This window comes from Atlantibacter sp. MEI4A-1023 (assembly GCF_056155425.1).
On the sequence record NZ_CM149568.1, the window covers coordinates 2,186,370 to 2,208,801 of the forward strand.

Consider the following 22,432-nt stretch of genomic DNA (forward strand, 5'->3'; position numbering starts at 1 on the left):
TTCCTTTCTATACTGGACCACAGCGTTTATTTACTGGAATTACCATCCCTGGAGGTTTGTGATGAGTCACCTGTTTTCCGCTGGTCATCTTGGCGAGCTTGCGTTGAATAACCGCATTATTATCGCGCCGATGTGCCAGTATTCCGCTGAAAATGGCGCGCCGACAGACTGGCACCGTGTGCATCTCGGCACCCTGGCGCAGTCAGGGGCCGGGCTGCTGATTATTGAAGCCACCTCCGTGACGCCGGAAGGGCGTATCTCTCCCTGGGATTTAGGGATCTGGAGCGACGAACTGGGCGATGCGTTGCAGCAGGAAGTAGAGATTATTCGCCGCTGGTCACCAGTTAAACTCGGTATACAGCTCGGCCATGCGGGGCGTAAAGCCTCGGTGGATGCGCCGTGGAAAGGCGGCAAATCGCTGTCAGATAGCGAAGGCGGCTGGGAAACCCTTGCACCGTCGGCGCTGGGATTTGGCGAATACCGCGCGCCAAAAGCCATGACCACAGAAGATATTGCGCAGATCAAACAGGCGTTTGTTGACGGGGCGCGCCGGGCGCAAAAGGCGGGTTTCGATCTGATTGAACTGCACGCCGCGCATGGTTATCTGCTGCATCAGTTCCTGTCGCCGCTGTCGAACCAGCGCACGGACAATTACGGCGGCAGCCTGGTGAACCGTATCCGGCTGGTACTGGAGATTTTTGATGACGTTAAAGCCGCCGTGTCGCTGCCGGTAGGGGTGCGTATTTCCGCCACCGACTGGGCGGAAGGGGGTTGGGATATCGACAGCTCGATTCAACTGGCGAAAGCGCTGGAAACGCGCGGCAGCGCCTATATTCACGTCTCTTCCGGCGGTTTATCCCCGGCGCAGCAAATTGCCGTCAGCCCGAACTACCAGGTGCCTTTCGCCCAGCAGATCCAGCAACAGGTGAAGACGCCCGTTATCGCCGTGGGGCTGATCACCGAACCGGAACAGGCGGAAGCGATTATCGCCACCGGCCAGGCGGAGTTTATCGCCCTGGCGCGTGGGATCTTGTTTAATCCGCGCTGGCCGTGGCATGCGGCAGCAAAGCTCGGCAGCAAAATCGCCGTCGTCCCGCAGTATCAGCGCAGCGAGCCGCATCACCTGCGCGGGCTGTTTTCAGTCTGAGCCGTTAATTCTGGTGCGTCCCCGGCTTGCGGGATGTAGACCAGTGATGATGTTCCCGCACATCCAGCGCGGCCTCTTCGGCGGCGCTTCTTATTTCATCGCTGTCAGCCGCATGGCGTAACGTGGTATCCGCGTTCTGCACTTTATAAAACACATGCCCATTGCGCTGTGCCGCGCTCTGGCCGGAAAAAAGCGCCGTGCATAGCAGCAGGGCGCTTATCAGCTTCTTTGTCATCAGATTGCTCCGTGTGGCAGGTGGCGCTAATTTCGCAATAATAACGTATGTTTATTATTGCGATTTTTAAATGCCTGCAAACCCTGTGTCAGTTTTGCAAAGTCTCACGAAGAAGCGTGTTGGTTGCCATTGGGTTGAGGTTGGGCATGTTTTACTGCCTGATCCTAATGGGATGTAAACCCGGCGGCTGCCATAATCACCCGAAAAAACAGGCCCACTGCAGCCAGCGTTAACACGCTGCCTCCCCAAATCACCACCAGCCAGAACAGCCGTTTCGACCAGAGTGTGGTTTTCATCAGTGATACCCCTCGCCGTGCTGCACCTTGCCGCGAAACACGTAGTAGCTCCAGAAGGTGTAAATCAAAATAATCGGGATAATCAGCAGCGCGCCGACCAGCATAAAGCTCAGGCTGGACACGGGCGCAGCGGCCTGCCAGATGCTGATGTGCGGCGGGATAATTTGCGGCCAGATGCTGATCCCTAATCCGCTGAAACCCAGGAAAATCAGCCCGAGCGTCAGGACAAACGGCAGCGTATGGCTGCGGCTATCCGCCACACAGCGCCACAGCCACAGGCTGAAGACGATAACCAGCAGCGGCACCGGCAGCAGCCAGAACAGATTCGGCAGGGTAAACCAGCGTGCGGCGATCTCTGCGTGGGCCAGCGGCGTCCACAGGCTGATCCCGGCAATCACGGCCAGCAGCGCCAGCAGCAGCGGGCGGGTCAGGGCGCGCATTCGCTGTTCCAGCGGGTTTTCGCTCTTCATTACCAGCCAGGTTGCGCCCAGCAGGGCATAAGCCACCACTAACCCTACGCCGCAGAACAGGTTGAACGCCGTCAGCCAGCCCAGCGGCGAGCCGCTGAAGGTGCGCCCGGTTACCTCAAATCCGCTGACCACCGCGCCGACCACCACGCCCTGGCAGAAGGTCGCCAGAATCGAACCGGCCATAAAGGCTTTATCCCAGAACGGTCGGTGGCCTGGCGTGGCTTTAAAGCGGAACTCAAAGGCCACGCCACGGAATATCAGCCCAATCAGCATTAGCGATAGCGGTATAGTCAGCGCATCGACAATCACCGCATAGGCCAGCGGAAACGCGCCGAACAGCCCCGCACCGCCCAACACCAGCCAGGTTTCATTGCCGTCCCATACCGGCGCGACGCTGTTGACCATTACATCGCGATTGTCGTTATCGCGGATAAACGGGAACAGGATGCCAATCCCCAAATCGAAACCGTCCATGACGATATACATCAGGGTGGCGAATACGATAATCACAAACCAGATAATAGCGAAATCAAAGGTCATACGGCCTCCCCGGAGGTTGACTGGCTTGCGGCAGACAGCGGTCGGGCGGGGGTGCCATTAACCGGCGGCAGCGCGTCCTCGGGCTGCGGGCCCTTCTTAATCAGGCGCACCATATAGCTGTACCCGACGCCAAATACCGACATATACACCACGAAAAACGCCAGCAGGCTGATGCTCATATGCAGCGTGCCGTGGGCAGACACCGCATCCTCGGTGCGTTGCAGGCCATACACGACCCAAGGCTGGCGGCCCACTTCTGTGGTTACCCATCCCGCCAGAATAGCGATCAGTCCCGAAGGCCCCATCCACAGTGCAAAACGCAGGAAAGGCCGCGAGGTGTACAAGCGCTGTTTGTAGCGCAGCCACACTGCCATCGCCCCGAGCAGCAGCATCAACATGCCCAGCCCGGCCATAATGCGGAACGACCAGAACACAATCGGCGAATTAGGGCGATCGGCTTTGGGGAACGCCTTCAGCGCCGGAACCTGTTTATCGAGACTGTGGGTCAAAATCAGGCTACCCAGCGCCGGGATTGCCAGCCCGTAGCGGGTGCGCTCCTGCTCCATATCCGGCCAGCCGAACAGCAGCAGCGGTGTCGGCTCGCCGGGCGGGTTTTCCCAGTGGCCTTCAATGGCGGCAATTTTCGCCGGCTGGTGCTTGAGCGTATTCAGCCCGTGCATATCACCCACCAGCGCCTGGATGGGCGCGACGATAAGCGTCATCCACAGCGCCATCGAAAACATGGTGCGGATGGCGGAGGTAGTGTTGCCGCGCAGCAAATGCCAGGCCGCCGACGCGCCGACAAACAGGGCGCTGCTCAAAAACGCGGCGATGGTCATATGGAATAAACGATAGGGGAACGACGGGTTAAAGATCACCGCGAACCAGTCCACCGGTACCACCTGGCCGTTAATAATTTCGTGGCCCTGGGGTGTTTGCATCCAGCTATTAGAGGCCAGGATCCAGAAAGTGGACATCAGCGTGCCCAGCGCCACCATGCAGGTCGAGAAAAAGTGCAGCCCCGGCCCGACTTTGTTCCAGCCAAACAGCATCACGCCCAGAAAACCGGCTTCGAGGAAGAACGCGGTCAGCACTTCATAGGTAAGCAGCGGGCCGGTAATACTGCCCGCAAACTGGGAAAATCCGCTCCAGTTAGTGCCGAACTGATAGGCCATCACCAGCCCCGACACCACGCCCATCCCGAAGTTAACGGCAAAAATTTTCGACCAGAAGTGGTACAGCGAACGCCATACCGGATTTTTGGTTTTCAGCCACATGCCTTCCAGCACCGCCAGATAGCTGGCGAGACCAATGGTAATCGCGGGGAAGATTATGTGGAAAGAAACGGTAAACGCGAACTGTATTCGCGCTAAGTGAAACGCATCCAAATCAAACATGCCTGGCTCCTGACAATAGCTCTGGCGGGAGAATAGGCCCAGGCGAGGCGGATGATAAGAAACAGTGGCGGGGTATTTGGCTATAACAGTTTATTTAATCTGCTGATATTTTGTTTTTGTTATGGTTGCGAGTGAGTGTTACTCACTGACTTATATGAAATTCAACGACGCAAACGTACAAAGGTTAAAAATATGTTGTTCATAAGTTCAATATAAAATCATTAGCACTGCTTTTAAGGCTGATATTTAGTGATTTAAATCTCATTATTTTCCGCAAAATGAGAAATTACGGTTAATGATCGTTTACGTGATTGTGATCACTGGTTAATTTTCCTGCGCTCTGCTTAACTAAATGCTCACTTAATGAACATATGAACGGTGCGTATATGGAAAACCCAATCAGCATTGCGAATACCACTAAAATGACCAAAGTCCGTTGGCAAACATTTGTGCTGTTATTGTTTGTGGGCGCGTTAAGTTATATCGACCGTATTTCTCTCTCCATTGGGATGCCGCTTATTGCCAAAGAGTTTGATTTAAGCCCGCAAATGCAAGGGGTATTATTAAGCTCATTTTTCTGGACCTACGCGTTATTTCAAATTCCTGGCGGCTGGCTGGCGGATAAAATTGGGCCGCGCCGGATATTAACCTGGGCGGTAACGCTCTGGTCGGTTTGCCAGTTAGCCACAGGGCTGGCGCTGAACTTCACCATGATGCTGATCGCCCGTCTGGGATTGGGGGCGACGGAAGCGCCGCAATATCCCACCGGCGCAAAACTCGCTGCGCTATGGCTGCCGTTAAAAGACCGCGCCAGGGGCGCAGTATTAATGGACTCCTCATCCACGCTGGGTGCGGCATTTGGCAGTTTAATTGTTGCCGGGTTAATCAGTTTATTAGGCGGCTGGCGCGAATCCTTTATCGCCGTGGCGATTATTACCGCCGGGGCAGGGTTTGTGATCCATCGTTATATACGTGATAAGCCGGAACAGCACCCGAAAGTGAATGAACTGGAAGCACGATATATTGCTGAAGAGCATCGTAAAGAAGACAGCCAGGAAGAACAAAAAACGCTGATCGGCAAACCGGTAAATTTCCTTAAACACCGTACCTTCTGGTTTATGGCCGTCGGTTTTATGACCGCCAATATGCTGTTCTACGGATTATTAACCTTTGGTCCGCTCTATTTATTTCAGGCGCGCGGCCTGGATATTCACGCCTTAGCCAGCGCGTCGTTCTTTATTTATATTTCCGGTTTCTTCGGCGAAAATTTTGCCGGCTGGCTGGCGCAAAAAGGGCTGCGTCGCGGCTATTGTCAGAACGTGGTGATGCGCACGCTGCTGGGCATCTCTGCGGCGATTGCCACCCTGGCGATTTTCGCGGTGGCCTTTGTGGAAAGCGCTAACGCCGCCATTGTGCTGCTGGCGGTGACCTTGTTCTTTGGGCGCTTCCTGGGATTGTACTGGTCGCTGCCGGGCACCTTAACCGTGCGCAGCCAGGCGGGTATTTTGGGCGGCATGATGAATATGTTTTCTAACGTCGGCGGGATCATTATTCCGCTGGTGACCGGTGTGGTTGTTAGCATGACCGGTTCCTATTTTGCGGCGTTGATTCTGTTTGCCGCCTGCGGATTGTGCTACCTGGTATGCAGCCTGTTAATTAACTACGAGAAGAAGTTAGTGCTCAGCGAGGAATGAGTTATGTCATTAGAGACGTATAAATTACTGGCATCATCGTTATTCAAAAGGGACAACAAAAGCAAACTGGAACAGGTGCCCAGCATTGCCGATATGCGGCTGATGGCGAAACGTAATGTGCCGAAAATGATTTTTGATTTTGTCGACGGCGGTGCAGGGCATGAAGTGACGCTGCGCCATAACGAAAGCGATTTTCAGCGTGTATTTTTTAACCCTCGCTCGCTGGTAGACGTGTCAAAACAAGACCCCTCCGCTCACTTTTGTGGGCGGGATTTCCCGCTGCCGATTATTCTCGGCCCGGCAGGGTTAGTGCGCGTGGTAGGGAATAAAGGCGAAGTTTCGGCGGTAAAATCCGCCGGGAAACGCGGGCTGGTTTATACCATCAGCACCTCATCGTCATATTCCATCGAGGATATTAAGCAAGTGGCGCAGGGGCCGTTATGGTTTCAGCTTTATTTATGGCGCAATAAAGACATCGTCGACGGATTAATTGAGCGGGCGGCAAAAGCCGCGTGCGACGCCCTCGTATTAACCATCGACGTGCCGTTAAATGCTAACCGGCTACGTGATTTACGCAACGGCATGTCGATACCGCCGAAAATCACATTCCGCAACGCGTTTGAGGCAATGACTAAACCGCGCTGGCTGATGGATATTACCTCCGGCGATCCGATTGGATTTCGTAATTTCGTCGGCATCGCTGAAGGGAACAGCGCCTTATCGCATAGCGAATTTATTAATAAGGAACTGTCGAATCTCTCTGCCACCTGGGAAGATTTAAAAAAGCTGCGCGAACGCTGGCCGAAAAAGCTCTACATCAAAGGGATATTAACGGTGGAGGATGCGCTTAACGCCGTCAACTGCGGCGTGGATGGGATTATCGTCAGCAACCACGGCGGCAGGCAACTGGATTCCACAAAAAGCGCGGTGAGTTGTTTACCGGCATTAAAGGCAGCGGTGGGCGATCGGTGTGAAATTTTCCTCGACGGCGGCATTCGTTCCGGCGTGGATGTGATCAAAGCGCTGTGCATGGGCGCAGATGCCGTCACGCTGGGGCGCAGTTGGGTCTGGGGCGTCGCGGCAGGCGGGGAGAAAGGCGTCGATCGGGTTATCGATATCTATCAGGAAGAGATTCGCCAGACCATGATCCTGCTGGGTGTCAGTAATCTGTCGGAACTGAACGACAAAATGGTCACCCTTCCGGCGGAGTGGAAGCCTTAAAATACGCGGCTGGTCTCCCAGCCGCGCACAATTTACTTCACGCTAACGGTCAGCGTATGCGGCACTTTGCTGCCTTTACGGGCAGTGGCGCGGGTCTGGAAGACCTGAACGGTATATTTGCCGCTGGCTGGCAGTTTCGCCGTCCAGTCGCCGCCGACGTAGCCGGAACCTAACGCCTCCGCTGCGCCCGGCGTCGCGCCTGGGCCGAATACGTTAAAGTTAGCATTGTTGCTGCCAGCGATTTTCACCGTCATTTGCTGGCCCTGTTTCGCCGTCACGGTGTAGTTAATGGTGTCATAACCGGCAAAGGTGCCTTTCATCTGGGCGCTGGAGGTGCCTTTGGCAAATTGCACCGGCACCGTGGTGACTTTATCCGCAGCCAGAGCCGGCGCGGCGAGGAAACAGCATAGCAGTGAGCTGGCAATCAGTTTTTTCATGAATCGCGTTCCGTTGTAGTGGCGTAGTAACCTGAAGCGCAGTGTATCCGTGAAACATGATATATCAACGCAAACCATTGACCTGGAAAATGTTCAGGATTGTTCTCAGTAAAAAACGCGTTTTCTGTTATTGGCAGCCGAATAAGTTGTTAATCGCTTTTGCTGCCGCTCGCAGAGGGTTGCGATATTGTTATACTCCTGGCTCAAACGGGAGGGACCATGAAAAAATACCAGCGGCTGGCGCAGCAAATTATTGACCAAATTGAATTAGGCGTCTGGCAACCGGGCGACCGGCTTCCCTCCCTGCGTGAACAGTGCGCCAGCGGCGACATCAGTTTTATGACCGTTAGCCACGCTTACCAGACGCTGGAAAGCCAGGGCGTGATCGTGGCGCGTCCGCAGTCGGGTTATTACGTCGCGCCGCGCCCAACAACGCCGTCACGCGCCCCCGCCACGCAGGTCATGCGCAGCGAAACGGTGGACATCAATACCTATATTTTCGATGTCTTACAGGCCAGTTGCGACGCCAGCGTGGTGCCGTTCGGCTCGGCATTTCCCGATCCGCGTCTGTTCCCATTGGCCCAGCTTAACCGCTCACTGGCGAACGTCAGTAAAACGGCCACCGCCATGAGTGTGATCGATAATTTGCCGCCCGGCAATGAAGCGTTACGCCACGCCATCGCCCGACGCTATGCCCAACAGGGGATCAACGTCTCGCCGGATGAAATCGTGATCACCGCCGGGGCGCTGGAAGCGTTAAATCTCAGCCTCCAGGCCGTGACCGAGCCGGGCGACTGGGTGATTGTCGAAAACCCCTGTTTTTACGGCGCGCTTCAGGCGCTGGAGCGGCTGCGGTTAAAAGCGCTGTCGATAGCGACCACGCCGGAGCAGGGTATCGACCTGGCGGCGCTGGAGCAGGCGCTGAATGAATACCCGGTCAAAGCCTGCTGGCTGATGACCAACAGCCAGAATCCGCTGGGTTTTACCCTGAGCCCGGAAAAGAAAGCACAACTGGTGGCGCTGTTGACCCGTCATAACGTGGCGCTAATCGAGGATGATGTTTACAGCGAGCTTTATTATGGACGGGAAAAACCGCTGCCCGCGCTGGCCTGGGACACCCAAGGCCAGGTGCTGCACTGCTCATCGTTTTCCAAATGCCTGGTGGCGGGTTTTCGCATCGGCTGGGTGGCTGCGGGCCGCCATGCCCGGCGTATTCAGCAGTTGCAATTAATGAGCACGCTGTCTACCAGTTCGCCAATGCAACTGGCGCTGGTGGATTATCTCTCCTCACGGCGTTATGACAATTACCTGCGCCGTTTACGCCGCGAGCTGGCGCAACGCAAACAGCAGGCGTGGCAATCCCTGTGCCGCCATCTTCCCCCGGAAGTGAAAATCCACCGCAGCGAAAGCGGCTATTTCATATGGATTGAATTACCTGAAGGCCTGGATGCCGGACAGCTTAGCGAACGGGCGTTAAGCCATAAAATCAGCATCGCGCCGGGCAAAATGTTTACCACTGAACGTATCTACGACAGCTATTTCCGTTTTAACGCTTCCTGGGCGTGGGGCGAGCGGGAAGAGCAGGCGGTAAAAACCCTGGGGACGTTGATCGGTGGATTACAAACTCAACACGCTAAATAATTAATTTTGCGCACTGATGCTTTATTTTCTCTTTCGCTGAATAACTTATTTTCAGCGATTAACAATATCGGCATTTTTTATAGAAGGTCATTTTTGCCAACCCCAAAAATAACCGTCATAGGAAATGTTGATATCTACAAAAAAAGCTAACTCCCTGTCTACACTCTAAAAATGCTGTCGTGCTGCTTGCATGAAATAGTGCGCGGTTTGTCACAACCTTAATAAATTCCTGCCAATCTACAGGAATGGTTTTAAGGCGAAGGCTATTTTTTCAAGTGGGACATAATTTTACGGCAAGGCTGCCTGATACGACTTCAGACAGGAGTACCCGTTTATGAGTAAGAAATTTGCGCTGAGCACATTGAGTGCGCTGTGCCTGACTGTGCTTACCGCTCAGGCTGCCGACAGCGATGCCAAAGGGGAAGGGCGGCTGGACATTATCGCCTGGCCGGGATACATCGAACGTGGTCAGACCGACAAACAATACGACTGGGTAACCCAGTTCGAGAAAGAGACCGGCTGCGAAGTCAACGTGAAAACCGCCGCCACCTCCGATGAAATGGTCAGCCTGATGGCGAAAGGCGGCTACGACCTGGTCACCGCTTCCGGCGACGCCTCCCTGCGGCTGATTATGGGCAAACGCGTTCAGCCCATCGACATCAGCAAAATCCCCAACTGGAAAAACGTCGATCCCCGGCTGGTGAAGGGTGAATGGTTTAACGTCGATGGCAACGTCTACGGCACGCCGTACCAGTGGGGCCCAAACCTGCTGATGTACAACACCAAAACCTTTACTACCCCGCCGGATAGCTGGGCCGTACTGTTTGTTAAGCAGGATCTGCCAGACGGCAAATCTAACCAGGGCCGCGTACAGGCGTATGACGGGCCAATCTATATCGCCGATGCCGCGCTGTATCTGAAAACAACCCAGCCGGATTTAAAAATCAACGACCCGTACCAGCTCACCGAAGAGCAGTACCAGGCGGTGCTGAAAGTACTGCGCGATCAGCATCAGTTGGTGCACCGCTACTGGCATGACACCACCGTACAGATGAGCGATTTCAAAAACGAGGGCGTGGTCGCGTCCAGCGCCTGGCCCTATCAGGCCAACGCCCTGAAAGCCGAAGGGCAGCCTGTCGCCACCGTGTTCCCGAAAGAGGGCGTTACCGGCTGGGCGGATACCACCATGCTGCACGCCCAGGCGAAGCACCCGGTCTGCGCCTACAAGTGGATGAACTGGTCGCTGACCCCGAAAGTGCAGGGCGACGTGGCCGCCTGGTTCGGCTCGCTGCCAGCAGTGGTGGAAGGCTGTAAAGCCAGCCAGCTATTGGGTGATAAAGGCTGCGAAACCAACGGCTTCGACTACTTCGATAAGATCGTGTTCTGGAAAACCCCGGTCGCCAACGGCGGGAAGTTCGTTCCGTACAGCCGCTGGACGCAGGACTATATCGCCATTATGGGCGGACGCTAAGCGGGGTTACCATGTCGTACGCAGTAGAATTTATCAATGTCAGCCGCCTGTATGGAGACGTGCGGGCGGTGGATGACGTCACCATCAAGATCAACGATGGCGAGTTCTTCTCCATGCTGGGGCCATCCGGCTCCGGTAAAACCACCTGTCTGCGGTTAATTGCCGGTTTTGAACAGCTCTCGTCAGGCTCAATCCGCATCTTCGGCCAGGAAGCGCGCGATCTGCCGCCGTGGCAGCGTGACGTCAACACGGTGTTCCAGGATTACGCGCTGTTCCCGCATATGTCGGTGCTGGAAAACGTGGCCTATGGGCTGATGGTCAAAGGCGTGGATAAAAAGACGCGGCTGGCGAAAGCGGCCCAGGCGCTGGACCAGGTGGCGCTCGGGTTTACGCACGCCCGCAAACCGTCGCAGCTTTCCGGCGGCCAGCGCCAGCGGGTGGCGATTGCCCGCGCGCTGGTCAATCAGCCGCGCGTGCTGCTGCTGGATGAACCCCTCGGCGCGCTGGATTTGAAGCTGCGCGAGCAGATGCAGGGCGAGCTGAAAAAACTCCAGCGCGAGCTGGGCATCACCTTTATTTTCGTTACCCACGATCAGGGCGAAGCGCTGTCGATGTCTGACCGGGTGGCGGTGTTCAACAATGGCCGTATTGAGCAGGTCGATTCGCCGCGCGAACTGTATATGCGCCCGCGCACCCCGTTTGTCGCCGGGTTCGTCGGTACTTCCAACGTGCTGACAGACGAGCAGGTGCAGCGGCTGTGGGGCGGCAGCGGGGCGTATTCCCTGCGCCCGGAACATATCGCGCTGAATCAGCCGGGCGATATCCAGGTGCAGGGTACGGTGCAGGAAATCCAGTACCAGGGCGCAGCGACGCGCCTCGAACTGCGGCTTGATGACGGCGGGCGGTTGCTGGTCAGCCAGGCCAACCTTTATGATGCCCAGCCTGGCGGCGCGTTTCATATTGGCCAACCGGTGCTGGCCTCCTGGTCCCGTGACGCGATGATCCCATTGCACGCGGAGGGATGACATGGATATGACGCTCCCGCAACCCACTCAACAGCCAGGCCTGATGCGCCGCGTGACCGCCTTTTTCTGGGCACGCCCGACGCTGTGGCTGCTGTTACTGCTGCTGCCGCCGCTGATGTGGTTCGGCGTGGTCTATTTAGGATCGCTGCTGACCCTGCTGTGGCAAGGCTTCTACACCTTTGACGACTTCACCATGTCGGTGACGTCGGATCTGACCCTGGCTAACCTGGCCGCCCTGTTTCAGCCGGCGAATTACGACATCATCGTGCGTACCGTGACGATGGCGATTGTCGTGACTCTCGCCAGTGCGGTTGTCGCGTTCCCGATTGCCTACTACATGGCGCGCTATGTGCGTGGCAAAATGAAAGCCTTCTTTTATATCGCCGTAATGCTGCCGATGTGGGCCAGCTATATCGTGAAAGCCTATGCCTGGACCCTGCTGCTGGCGAAGGACGGCGTGGCGCAGTGGTTCCTGCAACACCTGGGGTTAGACGGCGCGCTGGCAGCGTTTTTGACGCTGCCGCTGGTGGGCGGCAACACGCTGTCTACCTCCGGCTTCGGGCGCTTCCTGGTGTTCGTCTATATCTGGCTGCCGTTTATGATCCTGCCGATTCAGGCGGCGCTGGAGCGTCTGCCGCCGTCATTGCTCCAGGCCTCGGCGGATTTGGGGGCCACGCCGACCCAAACCTTCCGCTTCGTGATTTTACCTCTCGCCATTCCGGGCGTGGCGGCGGGCTCCATCTTCACCTTTTCCCTGACGTTAGGCGATTTTATCGTGCCGCAACTGGTTGGCCCGCCGGGGTATTTCATCGGCAACATGGTCTATTCCCAGCAGGGGGCGATCGGCAATATGCCGATGGCGGCGGCGTTTACGCTGGTGCCGATCGTGTTGATTGCAATCTATCTGGCGATCGTGAAACGCCTGGGAGCCTTCGATGCACTCTGAACGCGCACCAATATGGCTCAAAATCGCCGCCTGGGGCGCGATTGTGTTCCTCCACTGGCCGCTTTTCGTTATTGGCACCTATGCTTTTAATACCGAGGACGCGGCCTTTAGCTTTCCGCCGCAGGGCTTCACCCTGAAGTGGTTTAGCGTGGCGGCGCAGCGCGGCGATATCCTGGACGCGGTGATGCTATCCGTGAAGATCGCCTCCCTCGCGACCGCGCTGGCGTTGGTACTTGGCACGCTTGCTGCAGCAGCGCTCTGGCGACGGGATTTCTTTGGTAAGAACGCCATCTCGCTGCTGTTGCTGCTGCCAATTGCGCTGCCGGGGATCATCACCGGCATCGCGCTGTTGACCGCCTTTAAAACGGTGGATCTGGAACCGGGTTTTCTGACCATCGTGGTGGGCCACGCCACGTTTTGCGTGGTGGTGGTGTTTAACAACGTGATCGCCCGGTTCCGGCGCACCTCGTACAGCCTGATTGAAGCATCCATGGATTTAGGCGCAGACGGCTGGCAGACCTTCCGCTATGTGATTATGCCGAATCTCGGTTCGGCGCTGCTGGCGGGCGGCATGCTGGCGTTTGCGCTGTCGTTTGACGAAATCATCGTCACCACTTTCACGGCGGGGCATGAACGTACGCTGCCGCTGTGGTTGCTCAACCAGCTCGGAAGACCGCGCGATGTACCCGTCACCAACGTGGTGGCGCTTTGCGTGATGCTGGTCACCACCATCCCGATCCTCGGGGCCTGGTGGCTAACGCGCGATGGCGAAATGGTCGCCGGTAGCGGTAAATAAAATTCGATATCGATGAGGCAGGCTATGCAGAGTCAATTATTGATTAACGGACAACTGGTAGACGGCAAAGGCGAGCGCCTGCCGGTTTACAACCCGGCCACGGGCGACGTGCTGCTGGAAATCCCCGAAGCCACGGCGGAACAAGTGAACGACGCCGTGGACGCCGCCGACGCCGCCTTCGACCAGTGGGGGCAAACCTCGCCGAAAGAGCGCGCTGAAGCGCTGTTGAAACTGGCGGACGTGATTGAGCAAAACGGCGAAACCTTTGCGAAACTCGAATCACTGAACTGCGGCAAACCGTATCACTGTGTGCTGAATGATGAGATCCCGGCGGTGGTGGACGTATTCCGCTTCTTCGCGGGTGCAGCGCGCTGCCTGAACGGCCTGGCGGCGGGCGAATATCTGCCGGGACACACTTCGATGATCCGCCGCGATCCGGTGGGCGTGGTGGCGTCGATTGCTCCCTGGAACTATCCGCTGATGATGGCCGCCTGGAAGCTCGGCCCGGCGCTGGCGGCAGGCAACTGCGTGGTGATTAAACCTTCGGAAATCACGCCGCTTACCGCCTTTAAGCTGGCGGAACTGGCGAAAGATATCTTCCCGGCTGGGGTGTTGAACGTGCTGTTCGGCACCGGGAAAAACGTCGGCGACCCGTTAACCGGGCATGAGAAAGTGCGCATGGTGTCGCTCACCGGCTCTATCGCCACCGGCGCGCACATTGTGGGCCGCACCGCCAGCACCCTGAAGCGCACCCATATGGAGCTGGGCGGCAAAGCCCCGGTTCTGGTGTTTGACGACGCGGATCTCGATGCAGTGGTTGAAGGCATTCGCACCTTCGGCTTTTATAACGCCGGGCAGGACTGTACCGCCGCCTGCCGTGTTTATGCCCAGTCGGGCATTTACGCCAAACTGGTGGAAAAACTCGGCGACGCGGTGGGCAGCCTTAAATACGGCTCGCCGGATGATGAATCCACCGAGCTTGGCCCGCTGAGTTCACAGGCGCATCTGGAGCGCGTCACCCAGGCGGTGAACGACGCCAAAGCGCTGGGTCATATCAAGGTGGTAACGGGCGGCGAGAAAGTCGAGGGCCCAGGCTACTTCTTTAAACCCACTGTACTGGCCGGTGCGAAGCAGGATGACGCCATCGTGCAGCGTGAAGTGTTCGGCCCGGTCGTCAGCGTGACGGAATTTAGCGATGAAGCCGAAGCGCTGGCGTGGGCCAACGACTCCCAGTACGGGCTGGCATCATCGGTCTGGACGCAGGACGTAGGCCGCGCCCATCGCTTAAGCGCCCGGTTGCAGTACGGCTGCACCTGGGTCAACACCCACTTTATGCTGGTCAGCGAAATGCCGCACGGCGGACAGAAACTTTCAGGCTACGGGAAAGATATGTCGGTGTATGGGTTAGAGGATTACACGATTGTTCGGCATGTGATGATTAAGCATTAACTGGCTCAAACCCGCCGGGATAACACCGTCTATCCCTGCGGGTTTATCGATTACGCAGGCATTATGCGGCGACGTTTTTAGCGGGCTGGAAAAGTTGATTGCAGTGTGGGCAGATAAGCGTGGAGCCTTTTTGTACCCGCGAGAAGCTATGTTCAGAGTTTTTTTCGCACTTAGGGCACTGGCTGGTAACGAGGTAATTGCGGGCTTTTTTAACGTTTTTCCGTTCGGTCATAGGTTCTTTCCTGTTTGGATGGCCGATAACCTTACACGGTTCTGTGAGGAATAACACGCTTTTGATTATATACCCTGCTGGCCTGGCACCCTTAATAGCGGTAAATAAACTCATCCCTGAGCATGAGTTCCTGGGTATCAGTGAGCTAATTCGGGGAAGCGGGAACGGGCAAAATTCAGAACTTGCTCAGCGTCCAGCGATGCGTAGGGCAGGCTGTCAATAATGGCGATTGACTGCGAGTCGCCCGTCGCTGCTATCAGCTCGTCCAGCTTGTACTGCACGTGTGGTGCCACAAGAAAACAGTCAAAAGCAGGCGCCACGCTTGCGAAATTATCCAGCCCCACCGCGCCAATCACCATCGCAATGCCCTGGGCGTCTGCTAATTTCTGCATTTTTTTGGCCAGTGAATTAGCCGTATTTCCAAACAAACAGCAAATCAGTAATTTTTTCATGCGAGTGTCCTCCTGGAAACAGCACCCACAATATTCCTGCTGGGGTCAGGAAAATGCGTGCTGAAGCATGGTGATACAATAAAACCGTTAGAGAGATAATGATAATGGGTGAGAGAATTGTCAGGTTAGTCAACCACATGTCAGTCGAAAGGAAACAGAATGGGCCGCTTAATTGATGATTTATCAGAATCTTATCATTAATGGGTTGCTTATAGGCTGTAAACATGCGTTAATGAAATATCGGTTTAGAGATAAAGTTATTTTTAGCGGTTTTTAAGTCATTCTCATCACACATATCTTTCAGATATTTCCTTTTGAGTTTTTTCTTTTCTTACCTCATCAAGCTCGATCTTAGAGCACGTCAGTCAAAAAACATCGCTGACGGTCAAAATAAATAAAATATTCTGGCACCGATCGAACAAAGCGTTACCGGATGGACTATCCTGATTTATCAAGCTTAAAACTGAAAAACGGTCTTTTCGGTAATTGTTAATTTTTACCAGACATTGCTTCTCCTGCCGTCATACTCAAAAAAACACGTAGACGAAGAACAGGGAGTGGAGTGGTTGGTTACAGTCAGCGCTACGGCGCTGTGAGGAATTTCTTATTATGTTACATATTCATTTCCGTTGCCCTTGCTGTCATGGCTCTCAGTATCGCACTTCGCATTTTGACGTCTCGGAGCAAAACCCATTTGGCGCAAAATGTATTTTTTGTAAATCGGCCATGGTGACGTTAGATAACGTGGCGTTTCGTGTGCAGCCCGCACAAGTTTCTGGCAGCCTCCATAAATAAATTACCGCTCTCGCCAGAGAGTAATAACTGTAAAGCCTCGCAATAGCGAGGCTTTTTTATGGGCTGAAAAATTAACGTATCGCTATTCAGCCACTGTAAAGCTGACATTTAACTGGATAATTTTTTCTCGTGCTTCATGCACAATTCCCGCATCGGTGACAATATCCGTCAGCGAATCCAGGTTAGCGACGTCAAATAATGACCACGCGCCATATTTAGAGCTGTCGGCTAAGAACACCCGGCGGGAATATCTATGACTAAAAAAGGAATAACAGACGCTCATCGCTTCGCTGGCTTCCCGACTGTACCCAGAAACAGGCACTGCACGCCGTGCCTGTTTCTTTACTTTCTGTCCAGGAGTCTATAACACCATTAATTTAAGCTTATCATAATATTAAGCAGGAAGCTTACAGCTTCGAAGTAGCGGTCATATGGTCAAGCATTTGTCCCATTTTTAACTGCAACCCATATTTATTAAGAAGCCCCATTACAATTTCCCCAAGTTCAAGACGACTTTTTTTTGACCGTGCATCTTTATAAATGTGATGAGTAAGCGGATCTGAATGGGTGTATTTTATTAGGCTATCAGAAATATATTTCTTTAAATTTATATGTTCAACATACACTGATCTTACGCCAGTTTGAGCAATTGAAGATATGAGTAGTTCGAGTTCATCAACTTGATGACGAAAATGAGGTAACAAAGGTCCAATAAAACAGTATGTTTTTATACCATAGCTGTTCAATTCCTTAAGCGTCCTTAATCTCCTTGCCGTGGATGGCGCATTCATCTCAAGAACCCTGCTTAATTTGTCACTCAACGAAGTAATTGTCATGCCAACTTCAATATTCTTAATTTTCAGGAGCAAATCAACATCCCTCATAACGAGAGGGGATTTTGTTAAGATACTGATTTGGCCAGGGTAAGCGATATCGGCAGTCGCTGATAAAATACCACGAGTTAATTCATATTTATGCTCAACATTTTGATACGGATCGGTAACAGAACTGAGAAATATGCTTCCGGTTCTCTTTTTGTCCATCATTTTGGCTATTTCATTTTTAAAAAGCTCAACAGAATTTTTTTTTACATAAACATATTCACCCCAGGGCGTGTCTTGCTCACCCACAAAACGACTCATAAAACACGCATAGCAGTACATGCAAGCAAAAGCACAGCCTGTATAAGGGTTTACAACATAATCAGCATCTGGCAATTTTGATTTGGTAATAATTGATTTTGCATTAACTTCAGATATTTTCATACAAATTCCATTTATCTAATGAATTAATTTGAAGGTTGTGATGCTTCAACACGAAGAAGATAAATTATCAGACATAATGAAGCAACAAATGCTGCAAACGTTAAACCATACCAGAACCCTGCTGCACCAACACCTCTAAGAAAAGCAAAATAATATCCACCACCTAATCCAAAGAGCCAAAGGTTTATTCCATAAATAACAGTTGGGAATGAGGTTTTTTTATAACCACGTAATAATCCACTTATTACTGTGAGTAAGGAGTCGAAGAAATGATACCCTGCGACAAGCTGTATCAAGCTTGAGGATACTTCGATTAACTCAGGATTATTAGTATAAATCAATGAAAGTTTGTGAGATAAAAAAACCAAAACTATACAAATAGATAAACTGACTGCGGACGTAAGGAACAACGCAGCATTTCTTATCCGCTGGGTCTTTTCAAAATCCGATACTCCTACCGACCTGGCAACTAAAACACTTGCTGCGCTGCCTATAGATAAGGGAAATAGATAACAGAGTAAAGAAATACTTGAAGCGATCTGGTAACCACCCGTTATAATATCGCCCATCCTTGCAATAAGCAATCCAATGAATGTTAATGAAGTGAAATCAATAAAAAACGTCAATCCAATAGGAAAACCTTTAGTAATTAATTCAATCAAATAGCCAAAGTTTGGTACAGGAAACTTTTTGAAAAAAAGTTTCCCACCATGTGCAACATCTTTCTTCATTATGAGAATACTTATCAATAAAGTCATCCAGCTAACTATAACCGTGGAAATTGCGCATCCATATATATTTAATTTTGGCATGCCGAACATTCCGTGGATTAAAAGATAGGATAGTACTATTTTAAATGTTAATCCTGCAAAATTGAGGTGCATCACATAAGTGGGTCTTAATGTACTTGTGCAAAAACAAAAATAGACGCGAAGTATCATTATGGCCGGGATGCTAATAATAGTAATTGCAAGATAGTTTCTAATGCTATCAATATGATTAGTTGATAAGTTTGCTATGTTAAGAAATGGGTCCGGGAAGAGAAGTAAGAAAATAATTGGTACGCATAAAATAAGAGATAACCAAACTCCTTGCTGTAGTACATCTATCATTTCTTTGTTTTTTTTGGCACCAAACAACTGAGAAATATACGGTGTCAAAATATACAAAACACTTGAAAAGGTAATATATATTGTACTATAGATATTAGAGCTTACGCTTACGACCACAAGGGAGTCCGGAGAAAGTTGACTTGCAAAAATGGTGTCAACAACACCAAACAGAGTGACGGCTAAATGACTAAGAAATATTGGCCACGACTGTTTAGCTAATGCTTTAATATCATCCATTTTAAGCTTCCTTTGTGCCAGTTAATATTGATTCCATCGAGTTCAAAATTGAGATTTGTGCCTTGGCTATATCTGCCGTTTTCTGTGACTTTAAGTAAACACCACCAAAAAAATTGAAGTACCCTTTTTTCATATCATATGGCTGAATAATTTGACCTTCTTTTAAATCTTTGTTCCAGATGATTTCATAGGTCACTCCCTCAGGAAGTAGGGGTTGGAGGTTAATATCTTTGTTAAGTTTAGGCGTTGATTTCCATGGAATGCCAGCTGCATTAGCAGGGACCAGCGCAACTGACCCTGTGGCCTGAACTGCCTGATCATCCAGCATTTTGTCAGGAATTTCTGACGAATCTCCATAAAGGAGTACTTCAGCAAGGGCACCAATTAAATCAATGTTAAATGAATCTTCTACCATAGAAGTGATCGAGGCTCCGGGCAATCTGGCTGCGGTCTCAATTAAACACATGCAATTATTCTGTAGAAGCTTAATTTCTGTATGAGTGCCACAAAACTGCAGTTCCATTGCATCTACAGCTCTTTTGGCCATCTCTTCAATGAGTTTTCTTTTTTGGGTGCCTAAAACACATGGAGTTTGTAGCCCTGTCTCTGTAAAAGGAGGAATGGTTGGTAAGCGACTGGTAATGGATATTGGCTTGTAAACGCCATTAACAACAAATCCTTCAACACTGACGTAGTTGCCGTAATCCGTTTCATCATACCATGAGTCAGTGGTAGCATTGATTACCTCTTCAGCAATAAACTCAGGTTTGTTAAAGGAGTCAACAACGCCAAGGAATTTTTCATTACCAATTTTAGAAACAGTTTGCAGTAAGGTATCAAATTCAGCGTTAAAATTTTCTCTTTTGTCGATTACCGTGTGGCAAAAAGAACCCCCCCCCTCGGTAACTTTAATTATAAAAGGCGGGGTGATGTTATTTAAAAATTTTTCTCTGTTAGTGTCTTCGGTAATTCTAAAGTAATTGGGGTTTGGTACACCGTGCCGGCTAAAAGCTTCACGCATTAAAAACTTATTTCTCGAATAAATGATGTTTTTTCCAGCGCCACGTAGGTTAAGTTTTAAAGCGGCTCTGGAAACCGCAGCAATGCTGAATTCATCAAGTGTCATTATTGCATCAGCATTAATTGATTTAGCGTAAGTAATAATGTAGTTTTCTAACGCATTTTCATTAAATGAATGATCTGTTAGCTCAGAAATAATTTTTACATCTGTGCAGAAATTGCTTAGGGTATCAATCTTGGCGCGCGCTAAAGGTGCAGCGACAAGCGCATAAATATCCCCTTTATTTCTAATGCGAGGAAGTGAGAACTCCAAAGCGGCACCAGCAACCCCGACAACATAACAAATCTTTTTCATGTAGAATTCCTTATTTCAGTTTTTTAACTTCATTCTATTTAGTGCTATTACTGCCACAGTCAGACCACCCAGTGCTCCTGTCAAAAATGTGGCATTCACTCCGAAGACAAAATAACCCGCTCCCCAAATCACAATCCCCACAACATGTCCAAAGCCTTCTGATATTTTAAGTTCAGTCTCATGATTTTTATTATGTGAAGTTAAGGGTTGAATCATATATACTGTTCCACCGCCAAGCCCTGTCATAAACCACCAGAATGTCATTGAAAAAGGGGATGTAGCACTAGCAAGCATAATTAATGATAATGCTGCGACGACATGACCAAAAAAAACAAGGCTCCATGCTGGTTTTACAAAACGTTCATATGCATTATATGCCGCCCAACCAATGTAGAAAATCAGTCCCAGCCATAAATATTTTAAAGTAGTGTGTAATTGATAAATTAATGGTATTGAATATGCATATGAGAAGTAATGGAAATGGTGAATCCCCATGCTCCAGTTTCCTGCAATATCTGAATTTTTTTGATACCATTTTAATTTAATTTTTTTTAATTTATCATCCAGTCGGCAGAACAAAAGAATCAGCGTGGCAATAATGCTTGTTGCAACTAACAGAGATAAAGGTAAAACTGGAGATAAAATAAAACCTATTGCACGCGCTGTGAATTTAACTCTCTTTGAACTATAATGTATTGTTTTGTCTCTGACTTTCATTACTGAAAAGCCAAATAAGAAACAACCAAAAAAAAGAAACGCATGCGTATTATAAAGAATTAACGGTATAGCTATCGTTCCTAATATCGCATAAAATTTCGTCGTTCCAAAATCCGTTATCTCATTAAGAAGTTCCCCTAACTTAAAGCACAGAAGACTCACAAACAGTGCCGAAAAGGAATAACGGTCAAAATAAAATGACTCAATAGCAAGTCGAAGTTGCAGCGAGAAGAATACAAGAGTAAATAAGAAGTAAACTATATTTAACAACGATTTATCATTAAACCTGCTCATTGCTACACTCCTGTAAACTTATCGCTTTTTTTGGACAGAATTGAATGCAATAAGTACAACCATCACAGTTATCCAGGAAGTTATACGGTTTTACCGCAAACGAGCCGCATACGCGCAGTCTTTCGCAGATACCGCAATGATTACATCTTGAATAATCAACGACCGCTTTTCTGTCCTGAAGTTTTCTTTCTGGGACGATTTTGCCTGAGGCTCCCTTTGTATAGCTTATTCCTTTTAATTGAGAAACTCGCTCAACTCCCTCTTTATCCAGGAAATTGTTAAGAGACGCATTCAGCTCTCTTATATATTTGAATCCACGCCGCATAAGAACGGAAGTGAGGTGTATGGTAGAAGCACCCAACATTAGACACCTTACAATATCCTCCCAGCGCTCGATCCCACCTCCAGCAGATAATGGTTTATTTGTTATCTTATTAAGATGTTGCGTCATATTAAAAGTAAAAGGTAACAGCGGTTCCCCGGCAAAAACACTTCCCGATTTACCTGACTGAGTATTGTAAAGCACACCATCAAACACGGGCTCGCCGTTATTCCAAATATCTATATATGGTTCTGTATTGATTGAGTCTATGAAAATAAAACCTGCAGAAAGACTCCTGCATGCCAAAGCTTTTATGAGATCAAGATCCATCGCGATATTAATTTTGGGGAGTACAGGTAATTGCGTAGATGCGCATATTTGATCTATTGCATCAATAAAGAACTCTATCTCTGCCTGTGTTAATTTGCGTAAATCAAGATAAAAGAAATCCAGTTGAATTGCATCTGCGCCTGCATCAGATATTTCTCCAATCAATTGAATCCAACGATTTATATCTTCTGCATTTTGTAATGATGGATAGAAAACTGATGCATATAATGGAATGCTTGAAACCTCTCTGACACTTTTAATGAGATCGCATCCGTAAGGTTTTGATAGTATTTCACAAAGGTATGTTGATTTAAGATATGTTCCATATCCTTTTATCCAACGATATCTTTTTCTATCTTTATCGGATTTTATAACTTCAGTATGCCATCCAATAGATTTTATTATTACTGCCCCAGCGCCAAATTTCTCAGCTTCTAAAATATCTGCGACACTTTTTGAACCAGGACCGGAACCAACAATTATAGGGCTATATAAATCTTTACCCAGAAAAGGCGTGCATAATTTATTACTCATGA

Annotated in this window: 22 protein-coding genes and 1 pseudogene; 10 read left to right on the plus strand and 13 right to left on the minus strand. The window is 50.5% G+C overall.

Annotated elements, in window-relative coordinates:
• Positions 1-61 precede the first annotated feature (61 nt).
• Positions 62-1,147 (plus strand): NADH:flavin oxidoreductase/NADH oxidase, encoded by a 1,086-nt coding sequence (locus ACVV26_RS10590; protein WP_474801436.1) that lies wholly within the window; start codon positions 62-64, stop codon positions 1,145-1,147.
• Between the two features lie 4 nt (positions 1,148-1,151).
• Here the strand turns inward: ACVV26_RS10590 and ACVV26_RS10595 are convergent, their stop codons facing one another.
• The 4 genes from ACVV26_RS10595 to ACVV26_RS10610 form a co-directional block, all read right to left on the minus strand.
• Positions 1,152-1,382, minus strand: a complete 231-nt coding sequence (locus ACVV26_RS10595; RefSeq protein WP_474801438.1) for a DUF2554 family protein — start codon at positions 1,380-1,382, stop codon at positions 1,152-1,154.
• Positions 1,383-1,546: 164 nt separating this feature from the next.
• The gene (locus ACVV26_RS10600) at positions 1,547-1,678 is read right to left on the minus strand and encodes a DUF2474 domain-containing protein (RefSeq protein ID WP_474801440.1); all 132 of its coding nucleotides are present in this window, start codon (positions 1,676-1,678) and stop codon (positions 1,547-1,549) included.
• Positions 1,678-2,688 (minus strand): cytochrome d ubiquinol oxidase subunit II, encoded by a 1,011-nt coding sequence (gene cydB / locus ACVV26_RS10605; protein WP_474801441.1) that lies wholly within the window; start codon positions 2,686-2,688, stop codon positions 1,678-1,680. Before cydB ends, ACVV26_RS10600 begins: the two co-directional genes overlap by 1 nt.
• On the minus strand, positions 2,685-4,085 hold the full coding sequence (locus ACVV26_RS10610; protein ID WP_474801442.1) for a cytochrome ubiquinol oxidase subunit I: 1,401 nt from the start codon (positions 4,083-4,085) through the stop codon (positions 2,685-2,687). Before ACVV26_RS10610 ends, cydB begins: the two co-directional genes overlap by 4 nt.
• Before the next feature lie 386 nt (positions 4,086-4,471).
• Between ACVV26_RS10610 and ACVV26_RS10615 the strand changes: the two genes are divergently transcribed.
• Complete coding sequence (locus tag ACVV26_RS10615; protein ID WP_474801444.1) at positions 4,472-5,779, plus strand: MFS transporter; 1,308 nt, start codon at positions 4,472-4,474, stop codon at positions 5,777-5,779.
• Positions 5,780-5,782: 3 nt separating this feature from the next.
• Entirely contained in the window at positions 5,783-7,000 is a 1,218-nt protein-coding gene (locus ACVV26_RS10620) for an alpha-hydroxy acid oxidase (protein WP_474801446.1), read from the plus strand.
• A gap of 32 nt (positions 7,001-7,032) precedes the next feature.
• On the opposite strand, the gene ACVV26_RS10625 is transcribed toward ACVV26_RS10620, so the two are convergent.
• Positions 7,033-7,437 (minus strand): g-type lysozyme inhibitor, encoded by a 405-nt coding sequence (locus ACVV26_RS10625; RefSeq protein WP_474801448.1) that lies wholly within the window; start codon positions 7,435-7,437, stop codon positions 7,033-7,035.
• A 219-nt stretch (positions 7,438-7,656) separates the two neighbouring features.
• On the opposite strand from ACVV26_RS10625, the gene ACVV26_RS10630 reads away from it, so the two are divergent.
• The 6 genes from ACVV26_RS10630 (at position 7,657) to patD (ending at position 14,765) form a co-directional block, all read left to right on the plus strand.
• Positions 7,657-9,078 carry an aminotransferase-like domain-containing protein gene (locus tag ACVV26_RS10630; protein ID WP_474801450.1) on the plus strand — a complete coding sequence of 474 codons (1,422 nt, stop codon included), beginning with the start codon at positions 7,657-7,659 and terminating at the stop codon, positions 9,076-9,078.
• A 334-nt stretch (positions 9,079-9,412) separates the two neighbouring features.
• Positions 9,413-10,549, plus strand: coding sequence for a putative ABC transporter substrate-binding protein YdcS (ydcS, locus tag ACVV26_RS10635; protein ID WP_474801452.1), 1,137 nt, complete (start codon positions 9,413-9,415; stop codon positions 10,547-10,549).
• A gap of 11 nt (positions 10,550-10,560) precedes the next feature.
• Entirely contained in the window at positions 10,561-11,574 is a 1,014-nt protein-coding gene (locus ACVV26_RS10640; protein WP_474801453.1) for an ABC transporter ATP-binding protein, read from the plus strand.
• Between the two features lies 1 nt (position 11,575).
• Positions 11,576-12,520, plus strand: coding sequence for an ABC transporter permease (locus ACVV26_RS10645; RefSeq protein ID WP_474801454.1), 945 nt, complete (start codon positions 11,576-11,578; stop codon positions 12,518-12,520).
• Positions 12,510-13,316, plus strand: coding sequence for an ABC transporter permease (locus ACVV26_RS10650; protein WP_144129547.1), 807 nt, complete (start codon positions 12,510-12,512; stop codon positions 13,314-13,316). The genes ACVV26_RS10645 and ACVV26_RS10650 overlap by 11 nt, the downstream gene beginning before the upstream one ends.
• A gap of 24 nt (positions 13,317-13,340) precedes the next feature.
• A complete protein-coding gene (gene patD, locus ACVV26_RS10655) occupies positions 13,341-14,765 on the plus strand; it encodes an aminobutyraldehyde dehydrogenase (protein ID WP_474801455.1) in 1,425 nt (474 codons plus the stop codon).
• 61 nt (positions 14,766-14,826) lie between these two features.
• Here patD and ACVV26_RS10660 read toward each other — a convergent pair whose 3' ends face one another.
• On the minus strand, positions 14,827-14,997 hold the full coding sequence (locus tag ACVV26_RS10660; protein ID WP_312979219.1) for a YnfU family zinc-binding protein: 171 nt from the start codon (positions 14,995-14,997) through the stop codon (positions 14,827-14,829).
• A gap of 137 nt (positions 14,998-15,134) precedes the next feature.
• Positions 15,135-15,449: a PTS sugar transporter subunit IIB gene (locus tag ACVV26_RS10665; protein ID WP_312979222.1), complete on the minus strand. Its 315-nt coding sequence runs from the start codon at positions 15,447-15,449 to the stop codon at positions 15,135-15,137.
• Between the two features lie 606 nt (positions 15,450-16,055).
• On the opposite strand from ACVV26_RS10665, the gene ymcF reads away from it, so the two are divergent.
• A complete protein-coding gene (ymcF, locus tag ACVV26_RS10670) occupies positions 16,056-16,244 on the plus strand; it encodes a cold shock small protein YmcF (RefSeq protein ID WP_312979683.1) in 189 nt (62 codons plus the stop codon).
• Between the two features lie 82 nt (positions 16,245-16,326).
• Here the strand turns inward: ymcF and ACVV26_RS10675 are convergent.
• The 6 genes and pseudogenes from ACVV26_RS10675 to ACVV26_RS10700 all read right to left on the minus strand — a co-directional run.
• Positions 16,327-16,488: pseudogene (locus ACVV26_RS10675) on the minus strand (DeoR/GlpR transcriptional regulator); the annotation flags it as partial.
• 163 nt (positions 16,489-16,651) lie between these two features.
• Positions 16,652-17,509 (minus strand): SPL family radical SAM protein, encoded by an 858-nt coding sequence (locus tag ACVV26_RS10680; protein WP_474801457.1) that lies wholly within the window; start codon positions 17,507-17,509, stop codon positions 16,652-16,654.
• 23 nt (positions 17,510-17,532) lie between these two features.
• A complete protein-coding gene (locus ACVV26_RS10685) occupies positions 17,533-18,858 on the minus strand; it encodes an MATE family efflux transporter (protein WP_474801459.1) in 1,326 nt (441 codons plus the stop codon).
• A 1-nt stretch (position 18,859) separates the two neighbouring features.
• Entirely contained in the window at positions 18,860-20,233 is a 1,374-nt protein-coding gene (locus tag ACVV26_RS10690; RefSeq protein WP_474801460.1) for an ATP-grasp domain-containing protein, read from the minus strand.
• A gap of 15 nt (positions 20,234-20,248) precedes the next feature.
• Complete coding sequence (locus ACVV26_RS10695) at positions 20,249-21,244, minus strand: hypothetical protein (RefSeq protein ID WP_474801461.1); 996 nt, start codon at positions 21,242-21,244, stop codon at positions 20,249-20,251.
• Entirely contained in the window at positions 21,231-22,430 is a 1,200-nt protein-coding gene (locus ACVV26_RS10700) for a hypothetical protein (RefSeq protein WP_474801462.1), read from the minus strand. The genes ACVV26_RS10695 and ACVV26_RS10700 overlap by 14 nt, the downstream gene beginning before the upstream one ends.
• Positions 22,431-22,432 lie beyond the last annotated feature (2 nt).